Source organism: Seonamhaeicola algicola, assembly GCF_007997385.1.
GTDB classification, from domain to species: Bacteria; Bacteroidota; Bacteroidia; order Flavobacteriales; family Flavobacteriaceae; genus Seonamhaeicola; species Seonamhaeicola algicola.
Map to the genome: position 1 here is coordinate 150,146 of NZ_VOSC01000025.1, position 13,768 is coordinate 163,913.

The 13,768-nt window shown below is 30.0% G+C and carries 17 protein-coding genes; 14 read left to right on the plus strand and 3 right to left on the minus strand.

Going from position 1 to position 13,768, the window contains the following annotated elements:
• Positions 1 to 79 precede the first annotated feature (79 nt).
• From FUA26_RS09370 to FUA26_RS09385, 4 genes are all read left to right on the plus strand, one after another.
• The gene (locus FUA26_RS09370; protein WP_186826895.1) at positions 80 to 2,332 is read left to right on the plus strand and encodes a T9SS type A sorting domain-containing protein; all 2,253 of its coding nucleotides are present in this window, start codon (positions 80 to 82) and stop codon (positions 2,330 to 2,332) included.
• A 140-nt stretch (positions 2,333 to 2,472) separates the two neighbouring features.
• A complete protein-coding gene (locus tag FUA26_RS09375; protein ID WP_147134917.1) occupies positions 2,473 to 2,835 on the plus strand; it encodes a BlaI/MecI/CopY family transcriptional regulator in 363 nt (120 codons plus the stop codon).
• A 2-nt stretch (positions 2,836 to 2,837) separates the two neighbouring features.
• Entirely contained in the window at positions 2,838 to 4,289 is a 1,452-nt protein-coding gene (locus tag FUA26_RS09380) for a M56 family metallopeptidase (protein ID WP_147134920.1), read from the plus strand.
• Positions 4,290 to 4,387: 98 nt separating this feature from the next.
• Positions 4,388 to 4,864, plus strand: coding sequence for a hypothetical protein (locus tag FUA26_RS09385; protein ID WP_147134923.1), 477 nt, complete (start codon positions 4,388 to 4,390; stop codon positions 4,862 to 4,864).
• Positions 4,865 to 4,876: 12 nt separating this feature from the next.
• On the opposite strand, the gene FUA26_RS09390 is transcribed toward FUA26_RS09385, so the two are convergent.
• Both FUA26_RS09390 and FUA26_RS09395 read right to left on the minus strand, forming a co-directional pair.
• Positions 4,877 to 6,001: a glycosyltransferase family 2 protein gene (locus FUA26_RS09390; RefSeq protein ID WP_147134924.1), complete on the minus strand. Its 1,125-nt coding sequence runs from the start codon at positions 5,999 to 6,001 to the stop codon at positions 4,877 to 4,879.
• 1 nt (position 6,002) lies between these two features.
• Complete coding sequence (locus FUA26_RS09395) at positions 6,003 to 6,962, minus strand: lysylphosphatidylglycerol synthase domain-containing protein (RefSeq protein WP_147134927.1); 960 nt, start codon at positions 6,960 to 6,962, stop codon at positions 6,003 to 6,005.
• A gap of 27 nt (positions 6,963 to 6,989) precedes the next feature.
• Between FUA26_RS09395 and FUA26_RS09400 the strand changes: the two genes are divergently transcribed.
• From FUA26_RS09400 to FUA26_RS09435, 8 genes are all read left to right on the plus strand, one after another.
• Complete coding sequence (locus tag FUA26_RS09400; RefSeq protein WP_147134930.1) at positions 6,990 to 7,631, plus strand: outer membrane beta-barrel protein; 642 nt, start codon at positions 6,990 to 6,992, stop codon at positions 7,629 to 7,631.
• Complete coding sequence (gene ruvC, locus FUA26_RS09405) at positions 7,632 to 8,189, plus strand: crossover junction endodeoxyribonuclease RuvC (RefSeq protein WP_147134933.1); 558 nt, start codon at positions 7,632 to 7,634, stop codon at positions 8,187 to 8,189. It abuts the gene before it with no gap.
• A 37-nt stretch (positions 8,190 to 8,226) separates the two neighbouring features.
• On the plus strand, positions 8,227 to 9,414 hold the full coding sequence (gene hemW / locus FUA26_RS09410) for a radical SAM family heme chaperone HemW (protein ID WP_147134936.1): 1,188 nt from the start codon (positions 8,227 to 8,229) through the stop codon (positions 9,412 to 9,414).
• Between the two features lie 63 nt (positions 9,415 to 9,477).
• Positions 9,478 to 10,227, plus strand: coding sequence for a cyclase family protein (locus FUA26_RS09415; protein WP_147134938.1), 750 nt, complete (start codon positions 9,478 to 9,480; stop codon positions 10,225 to 10,227).
• Between the two features lie 5 nt (positions 10,228 to 10,232).
• A complete protein-coding gene (locus tag FUA26_RS09420) occupies positions 10,233 to 10,844 on the plus strand; it encodes a DUF4230 domain-containing protein (protein ID WP_147134941.1) in 612 nt (203 codons plus the stop codon).
• Complete coding sequence (locus FUA26_RS09425) at positions 10,841 to 11,239, plus strand: GNAT family N-acetyltransferase (protein ID WP_147134944.1); 399 nt, start codon at positions 10,841 to 10,843, stop codon at positions 11,237 to 11,239. The genes FUA26_RS09420 and FUA26_RS09425 overlap by 4 nt, the downstream gene beginning before the upstream one ends.
• A 60-nt stretch (positions 11,240 to 11,299) precedes the next feature.
• Positions 11,300 to 11,659 (plus strand): MmcQ/YjbR family DNA-binding protein, encoded by a 360-nt coding sequence (locus FUA26_RS09430; RefSeq protein ID WP_147134946.1) that lies wholly within the window; start codon positions 11,300 to 11,302, stop codon positions 11,657 to 11,659.
• Positions 11,660 to 11,689: 30 nt separating this feature from the next.
• Positions 11,690 to 12,268: a PhnA domain-containing protein gene (locus FUA26_RS09435; RefSeq protein ID WP_147134949.1), complete on the plus strand. Its 579-nt coding sequence runs from the start codon at positions 11,690 to 11,692 to the stop codon at positions 12,266 to 12,268.
• A 145-nt stretch (positions 12,269 to 12,413) separates the two neighbouring features.
• On the opposite strand, the gene FUA26_RS09440 is transcribed toward FUA26_RS09435, so the two are convergent.
• Positions 12,414 to 12,851: a Cif family virulence factor gene (locus tag FUA26_RS09440; RefSeq protein ID WP_147134952.1), complete on the minus strand. Its 438-nt coding sequence runs from the start codon at positions 12,849 to 12,851 to the stop codon at positions 12,414 to 12,416.
• A gap of 204 nt (positions 12,852 to 13,055) precedes the next feature.
• Between FUA26_RS09440 and FUA26_RS09445 the strand changes: the two genes are divergently transcribed.
• A complete protein-coding gene (locus FUA26_RS09445; RefSeq protein ID WP_147134955.1) occupies positions 13,056 to 13,334 on the plus strand; it encodes a hypothetical protein in 279 nt (92 codons plus the stop codon).
• Positions 13,335 to 13,489: 155 nt separating this feature from the next.
• A complete protein-coding gene (locus FUA26_RS09450; RefSeq protein WP_147134957.1) occupies positions 13,490 to 13,768 on the plus strand; it encodes an STAS domain-containing protein in 279 nt (92 codons plus the stop codon).

A 13,768-nucleotide genomic window follows, 5' to 3' on the forward strand; every position in this document is an offset into this window, starting at 1 on the left:
TTAATTAGAATTTTGAGGTGTAATTATGGGTATATTGAAAATACCAATAAACTTTTTAAAACCTTTAACATTAATTAAAATGAAAAACAAATTACTTATTTTACTATTCTTTTTAGTAGTTAATTTTTTAAACGCTCAAATATTTTATTCTAATGGAGGTACTACAGATGTAGCAGCTCAACAAGTAGGTGAGCCTAACCAACCAAACGGCACTGTTAGATTTAAAACAGCGCCAACTACACCAGATAATAGAGCAAATTCACGAACAGCTTATGAGAATGCTGGAATTCCTAATACAATTATATATAATAATAGATTTTTAGGAGATGGTACATTTGCAAGACAAATTTCAGACATGTGGGCTACAAAACAAACGGCTCAAAATGTTAGAAAAGTAACATCAATTTCAGCAACACCTCCTGCGGCTTCAAGTACAGTAATCTATATAAATTCTAGACAAATACTAGATAATAATAGAAATAGAATTGCTAGTAATGATAATTTAACTTTTGTATTTCAAGGTTGGATTAACCCAGGGTGGCCAATTGCAGTAGGTTCTAATACAACCATATGGGTAGATGGTACTTTAAGCTATGATGGATATGATGCTCCTAGAACAGCTACTGGAGCTGCTTTTACTCCAAGGCCATCAAAATATGATGGTGTTTTTAATATAAGACCTCAAGGTGCTTTTAAAGATGAGCCAACAAGTACAGCAAACAAAAATGATAATGAAGCTTTATTAAACCAAAAGTTTAGAGGTAATAATAGATTTAACTATGATATTCAAAATGTTAATGTTTATGGCACAAGACAAGGGCAAATAATTGTAGCTCAAGGTAATTATACTGATCCTTCTAACCAATTACTACCGCAAGTAAATGGTATTACGGTAATGAATGCATCTAAAATTAATATAGAAGGTGTAACCATAAAGAATTCTTTTCAAGGGTTATTCTTGTCTCAATATTCTTTTGATATAAATGTAAATAACAATTTTATTGATAATACATTGTATAGAGCTCTTCACTTAAAAGGCGCTTGGAATACCAATGGTTGGGGCTCTATTAAAAATAACTTACTTACTAATTCTAAATTTGATGGAATAGATCTAGATTCGTATGTGTCTGGTTTTAATGTTAACGAAAACGTTGTTATTGGTGCTAGAGACAGACTTTTAATTTGGACTGAAATTGACGCAAATAATAATACTATTAATAATAATGTAGGTATTGTTTTAGATGCAGCAACAGAAGGGACACCATTGGGTAATGCAGGTAAAGGTGCATACCAAGAAAACGGAACAGAGGCTTCAAGAGAAGGTGTTCCTGGTTTTAATGGTACTAATAATAACACGTGGACAAATAATCATAGCTTTTATGCTGAAAGATTATTTGATGGTTTTGTAATGCGTAAAGATCGTTTTATACAGTTTAACACAATTACTTTTACTAATAATTATGTATGGACAACAAAATCTAATCTAGAAAAACATAACCCAAAATCTGGAGTAGCTAATGATGTTTATTATTTATTAGGACAAGAAAACAATAATAATAGTTCTATTCCTTTTGGGCAAGAAATTGCTATTAGAAAACATTCACATGCAACAAAACCTTTTTTACAGGTTAACCCCAATACTGGAGCTAATTTAGCCTCAACTGGCGGTGTAAATCCACCAAATGAAGCGTGGCAAACTTGGGAGCGTTTTGTTGTTAAACAACATCCTAATGGTGGAGTGGCTATATATTCTTTAGCGAATAATAAATATTTACAAGTTAACGGAACTAATAGGAGTACGCCATTAAAAGCTAATGGGCCTTTAAAAACAAGTGCTCCTTTGAGTTGGGAGCAATTTGAATGGAGAGACCTAGGAGCAAATAAATTTGCTTTAAGGTCATATGTTTTTGGTAATAATAATGCATGGGTACAATGTACACCAGATAACAATGCACAAGTATTTGTAAATGGCGCTGCTCCAAATTTATGGGAAACTTTTGAGTATATAGTAGTGCCAAACCAACAGGGTAGAAAACAAGGGAAGGCTACTTATACAAATGAAATAACTGAAGAAAATTTGAATTTTGAAGTTTATCCTAATCCTATAAAAAAGGGTAATGATATGTTTATTAATACTTCACTTTCAAAACCAGGACCTGTACATGTTTATATAACAGATTTATCTGGTAAAACTATTTATAAAAACATTAGCAATAATGTACAATCCGGTTCAACCTTAGCCATTAATACTAATACTTATGTAAATGGTGTTTATATTCTAAAGGTTATATCTAATGAAGCATCAATAACTAAAAAGATAATAGTTAACTAGTAATTAGTACTTCAGCTGTTTAAAGCCGTATGTATAATGCGGCTTTTTTTATTAATATTTCAACTAATTTTTTAGTTTAAACTAATTTTTTAGTTATATTTGCTTTAACTAAAAAGTTAGTTTAATAAAATGTATTGAAAATGAAACAGTTAACAAAAGCAGAAGAAGATGTAATGCAAATATTATGGTTTCTACAAAAAGCCAATGTAAAATCTATAATAGAACAAATTCCAGAGCCTAAACCTGCATATAATACGGTGTCAACCATTGTAAGAATTTTAGAGAGTAAAGGTTTTGTAGGTTATGAAAAACAAGGGAAAGGACACGTATATTTTCCAATAGTTGAAAAAAACGATTATAGTAATCAAACCATAAATAAGCTTGTTGATAATTATTTTCAGGGCTCTTTTAAAAGCATGGTGTCTTTTTTTGTCAAGAAAAACGATATGAATATTAAAGACCTAGAGGCTGTACTTAAAGAAATAAATGAAAAAGACTCTTAATTATGGTTCAATATGTTATACAAACCATTGCATTTCAACTTTTCTTTTTAATTATTTACGATTTCATTTTAAAGAAAGAAACCTTTTTTAATTGGAATAGAGCATATTTAATAGGCACAACTCTTTTGTCATTAATAATTCCATTAATAAAAATTGAACGTTTTAAAAATGTAGTTTCTCAAGAATATATAATCTCTTTACCCGAAGTTTTTTTAGGGAACAAAAAACAACAAGAACTAGATGTTATTTTATTAGATCCATCAATTATTTCATCAAAAACATTTTGGTATGGGGAGTTAATTTTCTTTTTAGGGGCCTTAATAGCTGTTATACTTTTAGGTTTTAAGTGTCTTAAAATATTTAATTTGTTTAAAAACAATCCGAAGAAAAAGGTAAGAAACTTACACATAATTAATTTGCTAAAAAGTAATGTTGCCTTTTCATTTTTCAAATATATTTTTTTAGGTGAATTAATTGATGAAAATAAAAAGAGAACCATTTTAAAACATGAAATGGTACATGTTAAACAATACCACACATTAGATTTATTGCTTTTTGAGGTATTAAGAATTTTCTTTTGGTTTAATCCTTTAATTTATATGTATCAAAATAGAATAGGAGAACTTCATGAGTTTTTAGCTGATGCTAACGCTGTTAAAACTGAAAACAAAAGTATTTATTATCAGAATTTATTGTCACAGGTTTTTGATACTGAAAAGATATCATTCATCAATCCATTTTTTAAACAATCATTAATCAAAAAACGAATCGTTATGTTACAAAAATCAAAGTCAAAACAAATCAATTTATTAAAGTATGTTTTATTAATTCCGCTTGTTTTTGGAATGTTAATTTATACTTCTTGTACTCAAGAAGAAGTAAAGAGTGAAACCAATCAACTATCAATTTCTGAACAGGTAGAAAGCCTAAAATTATCTCTAAATGCAAAGGAAGGGCAGCTAACAGACGAAGAAAAAAGTATTTTAATGGGGTTAGTTAAAAATGTAAATATTTCTGTATCAAATTCATATCCTTGGAAAATGGCTATAAAACAGAATGGGGCTTATCAAGACCTTGACGTTCCTTTTGGAGTTATTGAGCAGGTGCCAGTTTTTCCAGGCTGTAATGGTTTGTCAAGTAATAATGATCGTAAGGCATGTATGTCTAAGGAGATAAGTAGCTTTGTGAATAAGAATTTTAACACTAAAATAGCTAATGAACATAATTTAACAGGCAGACAGCGTATAAGTGTTATTTTTAAAATTAACAAAGAAGGTAATGTTGTAGAAGTAAGGTCAAGAGCATCACACCCTGCTTTAGAAGAAGAAGCTAAACGTGTAATTAATTTGCTACCTAAAATGATTCCTGGTGAACATAAAGGTAAAAAAGTAAATGTACCCTATAGTTTACCAATTATTTTTGAAGTTGTTAAAAAGGACAGCACGAAAGAATAAAAATAAGTTAACTAATTTTAAAAAAAACCAAGGTGTTAGCCTTGGTTTTTTTATTTAAAAACCAAAAAAATCGTACTTTACGCACATAGTTTTAATCCATGAAGCAGGCCTTTGGTTTTATAATATTAATTTTTTTTACTTCGTGCCAGTATTTTGAGGCTAAAAAAACAACTTCTGAAGCTATTTTAAACGAAGAGCTTAAAACCTTTAATTGGGATGAAGTTGATGTATATCCATCGTTTTCAATATGCGATTCTTTAGTAACCAAAGCAACCAAAAGGGCGTGTTTTGAGCATACATTGTCAGCACATATTTTAAATTTTTTACAAGAAGAAGTTATTGTGGTAACACAAGATGTAAATGATACTATTACACTTAATTTTAAAATTTCTGAAAAAGGTGCTATTACACTTAATAAAACTGATATTGATAGTGTAACATTGCAAGAAATACCTAATTTAAAAGTGCTTATTAACAATAGTTTGCAAACATTGCCTAAAGTATATGCTGCAATTAAGCGCGATCAGTATGTGAAAACAACATTTACGTTGCCTATAATTATTGGGGTAGAATAGTTGTTGTGGTTATTATTTTTTAAAGTGCCTGTCTTTCCATTTGTAAGTTTTAAAAACCGAAATAAAAACAATAAATACACTGAAAAATGGGTAGCATAAAAACGCTAAACCGTAGTACTTTAAACTGTGTTTTTGGTTAAAAAAATGAGTTGCTTTGTGCAGTAAAATAAAATCAATAATAAACTTTAAAATAGCAAAACCTAACAGTAATTTAAAATTAGTAATATTTAATAAAAATAATATTGCCAAAACTAAAAGTAAACTGTTAGTTAATAAAACAATTACTCCGGTAAGTTTGCCAAACCAATGTTTGTAAGCGCTAGCCTTTGATGCCCAACGTAACCGCTGATATATCAAACTTTTAAATGATGCTTGTGCTTTGGTGCATACAATAGCATGCTCACTTTTTAAATAATGTAATTTTTTAGGGTGGTTTTTTGCAACCTTTTCTAAAAAAAACACATCGTCACCACTAGCAATAGTTTCATTGCCATTAAAGCCATTAAGCTTGTTAAACAGTTTTTTTGTGTAAGCAAAATTTGCACCATTGCACATAAAAGGTTTGTTAATACCAAAACTACCCATTGTAGTACCTTGTAAACTTAAAAAGTCTAAAAGTTGAAACTGTTCTAAAAAACCAGATACATTTTTGTAAGTAACGGGAGCTACAATACACGCTGTATTATGCGTTTTTATAAAACTATTAAAACAACTAAGCCAGTTTGCAGGTAATATACAATCGGCATCAGTGGTAATAATCCAAGAATTTTTCGCCTCTTTTACAGCGGTTGTAATGGCATCTTTTTTTGGTGAGTTTGATACACGTGCATTATCAATTACTTTAAAATTTATGTTACTATTTTGAAGATGATTTTCAATAATTTTAACTGAATTATCACATGAGTCATCATTAACAAAAATACACTCAAAATTTGCTTTAGTATAGTTTAAATTGAGAATACTTTCTAATAAATCGGGTAAATTATCAGCTTCATTTCTAAAAGGAATGATTATAGAAAATAGTGTGTTGTTTTGAGTTTCTGTAATTTTAAAAATGTCAACTTTATTAAATCCGTAAACAAAGCTTCCTATTAAAAAAAAGTATAAAATTATAATACAACAAGTTATTGGCAGCATGTTAACTTTTGGTGTTAGGTAATTTAAAAATAAGCACAAAATAGCTTCCAAAAATGCTTGGTAGTACAAAATTTAAAAGCCACATGATGGTTGTAATGCTTAAAATAACTATTGAATTAACGCCTAAAAAATCAAATAAATATAAGGCAATACTACCTTTTATAACCACATCAAAAATTAATATTGATGGTATAACAGATGCTAATAAATACATTGATGTTATGTAAACCATAGCATTAAAATATAAAATATCAATTTTAAACATAAGCAGTAATAAGTAAAACTGAAACGAAAAAGTTATGTAGCGTAATAGCGAAAAGCTTACTGTTGAATAAAGTATTTTTTTTGGTAAGGCTTTAAAAAAAGCTATCAATTTATTAAGTCCAAGGGCATCATTTTTTTTCAATATAAATACCGCTAAAACTAATAATAGTAAGGTAACAATAATACTGGTATTTATAAGTTTAGTATAATTTACATGTATACTGTGTTTTTTTATAAAAAAAAATAAACCTATAACGCCAAAAATTGATGTTATAAACATTAAAGATGTGTTGCCAATAAGATTCAATAACATTATTTTTTTTCTGAATGTTTTTTGGTAAAACAAGGCTTTTGCACCATATTCGCCAATACGGTTTGGGGTAATTATTGAAGCGGTTAAACTGCCTAAACACTGTTTTAGTGCTTCTGTTGTGCTAATTTTTTTTAATGTTGAAACAAGTTTTTGCCATTTTAAAAACTCTAAAAACCAATTAAAACCCGTAAAAACCAGTAATAAAAGCACATTTTTAAAAGAAAACAGGTTTGTTTTGCTTAAAAAAGTGATGAAAATGGATGTATTAAATTCTGGATTACTTTGTAGTTTTTTAATAATAAAATAAAAAGCGCCAATTACAATGCTTAACTTAATAAGTACAAAAAAGAAATGCTTAGTTTTGTATGAAAGCGCAGTATTCATTTGTGCAAATTAAACCATATTTTAGGTATGATAATAGCTTTTAAAAAATATACATTAACCTTTTGTTTGTTGTTTGTGTTTTTTGGTATAGATACCATGCAATCTCAAGACAGCAAAAGTAGGTTAAAAGCGCAGTTTGCTTTAGGGGTAAATAGCCCATCAAGTGACGGTTTTGTTACGGGTTTTGAAGGACAAACATATAACTTTCCGTCAGTAAATTTAGGCTTGCAATATATGTTTACACCTAAGCTTGGGGCTAAGTTAGATTATGGTTTTAATCGTGTTAAAAATCAAGATAATGCTCAAGAATTCAAATTAAATTATACGCGTGTTAATGCACAAGCGGTTTTAGATGTTAATGAAACCCTTAATTTTTTACCACCAAGGTTAGGCGTATTTTTACATGCAGGCCCAGGATATTCTATAGTGAAGCCTCTTGGAAATTATACCGAAAATAACATATCATTTTTAAATATAATGGCTGGTGTTGAGGTGCACTACGGTATTTCAGATAAATTATCTGTTTTTACCGATGTTTCTTACATACAAGGGTTTGCTAAAAATTTTAACCCAATTCAAGATGGTTTCGGCGCATTTAATGGTAATATGCTAACACTAAACTTTGGTGCTTCTATTTCGCTTAGCGGTTGTTATTTTTGTAATCAGTAAATGGAAGAACGCATTATTTTAGGCATAGACCCAGGAACAACCATTATGGGGTTCGGACTCATAAAAGTGGTAGGTAAGCGCATGCAATTTTTACAATTGAATGAGTTAGATTTAAAAAAATACGATGACCACTACCTAAAATTGAAACTTATTTTTGAGCGCACCATAGAACTTATAGACACGCACAACCCTGATGAAATAGCTATTGAAGCCCCTTTTTTTGGTAAAAATGTACAAAGTATGTTAAAATTAGGTAGAGCTCAAGGTGTTGCTATGGCTGCGGGTTTAAGCAGAGAAATACCTATTACAGAATATTTGCCAAAAAAAATTAAAATGGCCATAACAGGCAATGGTAATGCTAGTAAAGAGCAGGTAGCTAAAATGCTTCAAAGTTTATTGGGTATAAAAACATTACCTAAAAATTTAGATGCTACTGATGGTTTGGCGGCTGCGGTGTGTCATTTTTATAACTCTGGCCGCGTTAAAGTTGGTAAAAGTTATTCTGGGTGGGCAAGTTTTGTTAAACAAAACCCCGATAAAGTAGGTACTAAGAAATAACAAATAAACACTAAGTTTAGGCTGAATACTATATTAAATGGCTGGCATTTACATTCATATACCTTTTTGCAAACAAGCATGTTATTATTGCGATTTTCATTTTTCTACTTCACTTAAAAAGAAAGATAGTTTAATAAACGCGCTTATTAATGAAATTAAACTTCGTAAACATACATTACAGAATAAAAGAATTGAAACTATTTATTTTGGTGGTGGCACACCTTCTTTGTTAAATATCAGTGAGTTACATTTATTGATTGAAACTGTATATAATAATTTTGAAGTTGTTGAAACTCCCGAAATTACTTTAGAAGCAAATCCTGATGATTTAACTACAGAAAAAATTATTGAATTATCAAAAACCCCAATTAATAGGCTAAGTATTGGCGTACAATCGTTTTTTGATGACGATTTAAAAATGATGAACAGAGCCCACAATGCTTCCGAATCTAAAAAATGTTTATCAGTAGCAACACAATATTTCAATAATATTACCATAGATTTAATTTACGGCATACCTAACATGTCTCTTCAAAAATGGCATAAAAATTTAGAAATAGCCTTTAGCTTTTCTGTTAATCATATTTCAAGCTACGCACTCACTGTTGAGCCCAAAACAGCGTTGCATAGCTTTATAAATTCAGGCAAATATCCGCCATTAAATGAGGCATTAGCACTTCAACATTTTAATCATTTAGTTGAAACAACAGCGCAACAGGGTTTTGTGCATTATGAAATTTCAAACTTTGGGAAACCTCAATTTTTTTCAAAACACAATACAAGCTATTGGCAAGGTAAATGGTATTTAGGTATTGGTCCATCGGCGCATTCATTTTTTGGTGACCAACGGGCTTGGAACGTGTCTAATAACGCAAAGTACATTGCTGCAATTGAAAAAAAAGAACCGCCTGTTACACATGAAAATTTATCTAATAATGATAGGTTTAATGAATATATAATGACAGGATTACGAACCATTTGGGGTGTGTCTTTTAATAGGGTAGAAACAGAATTTGGAAGTAATACACTTAACCGTTTAAAAAAAACAGCTGAAAAATTTATTGCAGAAGGTTTACTCAATATTGTGAATGAAGCAAAACCATCTTCAACACCAAAAAAAGGTGAGTTTTTACAAAATACAAGTAGTAATAGTGTTTTAAAAACAACAAACAAGGGCAAGTTTTTGGCAGACGGAATTGCTGCCGAACTATTTATCCTGAGTTAAAAAACTTATATTTGAAAAAAGCATGTAAACACACAAAATCCTGAAAAATTTCATAAAATTATAATGATTGCTACTATTCAATATAAATCAAGAAAACTTAAAATAGATTTAACTCAACCCATTGATATTTCAATAGCTATAAATGCCAGCAAAAACAATGTAAACGCGTGGTATGTAGCACCACCAAAAATAACTCCAGTTGTTGATGGTAATTGGGTTGCAAATGTTAAAAATGGCGCTTGTATAAATTTTAATAACATTGAATTTAACCCGCATGCACATGGTACGCATACCGAGTGTGTTGGCCATATAACTGAAGAGGTTCAATCTATAAACAAACACTTAAAAACATATTTTTTTTTAGCCGAAGTTATAACCGTTGCCCCCGAGAAGTTAAATGATGATTTTGTGATTTCAAAAAAGCAATTACAATTTGCCATAGGAAATAAAAAACGCGATGCCATTGTTATTAGAACATTGCCTAATACCAATGAAAAATTAACACAGCAATATTCGCATACCAATCCGCCGTATTTGTTAGAAGAAGCAGCTGTTTACTTAAGGCAAAAAGGGGTGAAACATTTACTAATAGATTTGCCAAGTGTTGATAAAGAAAAAGACGATTGCCAACTTTTAGCCCATAATGCCTTTTGGAATACTAAAGGAAAAATTAGAAAGCACGCTACCATAACAGAGCTTATTTATGTGCCCAACAAGGTAAATGATGGTATGTATATTTTAAACCTTCAAATAGCACCTTTTGAAAATGATGCAACACCAAGTAAACCTATTTTGTACAACATTTTAGAATAACATTTATGGAAACGTTTTTAGCCATTATAATAACAGCATTAGTAACTTTAGGTATAGTAACTGTTTTTAAAAGCATAAAGAAAAAACAGCTAGTAAATGCACAGTCTGTAATACTTTTAGATAAAATAAAAAAGGTGTGTAAATTTATTACTGTTGAAGGCGATTTTGCCGAAATTTACCATTATGAAGATGTAAAACAGAAGTTTTTAAAGTTAATAAGCAGCAAAAAAAAGGCATTGGTTGTAATTAATGCCAAGGCTCATGTTGGGTATGATTTATCTAAAATTCAACTAACAAGTAATACTGCCAATAAAACCATTGTTTTAGAGCATTTTCCTGAGCCAGAAGTATTATCAATAGAAACTAATTTAAATTATTACGATAAATCTGACGGCTTTTTTAACAAGTTTGAAGCCACTGATTTAACTGATTTACACCAAGAAGCAAAACACCACATACAAGCAAAAATACCTGAAAGCGGACTAATACAAATAGCACAAGCCGAGGTAAAAGAAACCATTCAGTTAATAGAAACCATTGTTGAAACTATTGGATGGCAGTTAGATTATTCAACATTAAAATTACCAAGTAATAATAAAAAACAGTTAAAAGAGTGATTAAAATTTCTAAAGACAAAAGTTTACTTCAAATAGATGTTATTCATGGGTTTTTAACCAATGCTTATTGGGCAAAAGGTAGAACTATTAAAGATGTTGAAAAAAGCATAAGCCATTGCTTGTGTTTTGGGGTATATTTAAACGAAAAACAAATAGGCTTTGCTAGAATAGCTACAGATTACACCATTTTTGCCTATTTAATGGATGTGTTTATTTTAGAAGAATACAGAGGCAAAGGCTATTCAAAACAATTAATAGAAGCTGTAACTTCTGATGAGGCATTAAAAACCTGTACAGTTTGGATGCTTAAAACATTAGATGCCCATGGGCTTTACAAACAATTTGGATATAAAGAATTGAGCAACCCAAACTTATTAATGGAACGCTTGCTATAAAAAACCTTTGTGTTAATTAAAGATATTTGAAACGCTGAACATACACTTAAAATATGCTTTATGGATATAGAACAAATACGCTCATATTGCCTAAGTAAAAAAAGCACAACAGAAAATTTTCCTTTTGATGAACATACCTTGGTTTTTAAAGTACATGGTAAAATGTTTGCATTAGCATCATTACAATGGTGGGAGCGTGGTGAAGCAGCAATCAATTTAAAATGTAACCCTGATTACGCCGAAGAATTACGCGCTGAGTATAGTAGTATTCGTCCGGGATATCATATGAGCAAAAAACATTGGAATACAGTATATATTCATGAAGGTGAGTTATCAATTCAATTTATAAAAGAACTTATAGATCATTCTTACGAAATGGTTATAAAAGGCTTGCCAAAAAAACTAAGAGAAAGTTTGTAATTTATAGTATTATTGCACAAAATTTCATGCATGAGCGTATTACAAACATTAAAAGAACGAAGCAACAATACTTGTGAGCTTTGTGGTGCAACAAATAATGTATCTCAATATACAATTCCGCCGTCATTAAATGAAAATGTAGATAATGATTTGTTGGTTTGTTCTACTTGTAAAAACCAAATAAATGGCAATGAAAATATGGACGTTAACCATTGGCGTTGTTTAAATGATAGTATGTGGAGCGAGCATGTGGCAGTACAAATTATGGCGTGGAGAATGCTACAAAGATTGCGTAATGAAGGTTGGCCAAAAGATTTGTTAGATATGATGTATTTACCCGATGAGGCTTTGGCGTTAGCAAGAGCCACTGGAGAAGATAAAGACCCTAGCGAAAAAATTATTCATAGAGATGCTAATGGTGTTCAGTTACAGGTTGGAGATGCTGTGGTTTTAATAAAAGACCTTAAAGTAAAAGGTTCTAGCATGGTGGCAAAACAAGGTACTGCCGTAAGAAATATTAGGTTAGACCACGAGAATGCTAAATATATTGAAGGTAAAGTAGGCGCACAATTAATAGTTATTATTACAGATTATGTTAAAAAGATTTAATTGTTTCCATTCTTATTTTTAAACCAATTAAAACTAAAAGGTACCATTAACAATAAAAAAAGTACTTACCAGTAATAACCCCAATAGCTGTAATTATTAATGATAGTATTAAAAGTACAAATAAGTAGTTTTTTTTCAAGGTTAATTAAGTTGAGGTATCAGCAATAATTTTCCACGCACCATCAATTTTTTTAAATACAAGCATAAAAATACCATCGGCATTACCAACATCGCGTTTTATATGGTATTCGCCTAAAACATAGTAAGCGCCTTCAGTAATTTTAGTAATGGCGTTAATTCTAAAATTCAACTTACCTGTGTGTTCTTTAGTTGGGTAAGCTTTTAAGTACCTTTCTAATGTGTTTTCCCAACCTTGAGTAATACCATTGGCACTATAAAAAGCTAGTGAGTCACTTTTCCAGTAGCCTTCCATATATTCTTCAATATTATCTTTAGACCAAGCAAGCCTTTGTGCTTTTAAAACGGCTTGTATATCTTTTATGTCTTTTTCTTCAGAATTTTGCGCTGTAGCAATAAAAGTGGTAGCCAAAAATAGTGATAAAATAAGTGTAAGTTTCTTCATTGTAAATGTTTATAAGCGTGGTAAAAATAAATAAAACAAAGTTTATAATGGTTATTCATCGGAGTTTTTGACACACATTTTTGGTTTATCTAATGTTCCTCTTTATTCATCGATTTAATAATGGATTTGAAGCTTTCTAATGTAATTTTATTACAAAATTAAATATCTCCCTCAAATTTAATATTAACTTATAAAAATGCTATTATGGATTTAAGAATTACTAACTGCAACAATTTTTTTAAAATTAGAGGTGTTTTAAACAAAGAAAGTATTGTGCTTTTCAACCAAGAGTTTAAAAATATTTTTGAAAAAATGGATAACCTAAAAGTTAGCATTGAAGGTGTTGAAAGTATGGATAGACACGGTGTTAATGCTATAACTAAACTTCATAGAGAAGCTTTAATGAAAAACAAAAGTTTATCTATTATTGGTTATGGTTGTAAAGATTTATACAATCATTTTAAAGCAACAGCAGCTGCATAAAATAGCAATTGGTCTATACTTATTGGTTATTTAACGCAACAAATATGTATTTTGGTATTATTTAGCAGAAACTTATTTTTTTTGCATTATCTTTATTTGCTAGTCTTATTTTTTGATTAGTCCCTAAATTTATTGTAAAATTTAAATCGTAAGTTATGAGTTTGATAATTAACACTGCTAAAAATAACTACCAATTAATTGGAGAGTTAACCAAAACTAATGCTAAAGATTTAGAAAAAGTACTAAACAAAGGCCTTAAAAAATTTAATAAGGTTGTTATTAATATTGAAGAGGTTAGTGCTATAGATAGGCATGGTGTAAATATTATTACTAAAGTGCACCAAGCAGCTTTAAACTCTAATAAAAGTATTGCTATTATTGGTTATGGCTGTAAAGATTTATACAACCATATTAATACCAATACGGCAGCATAA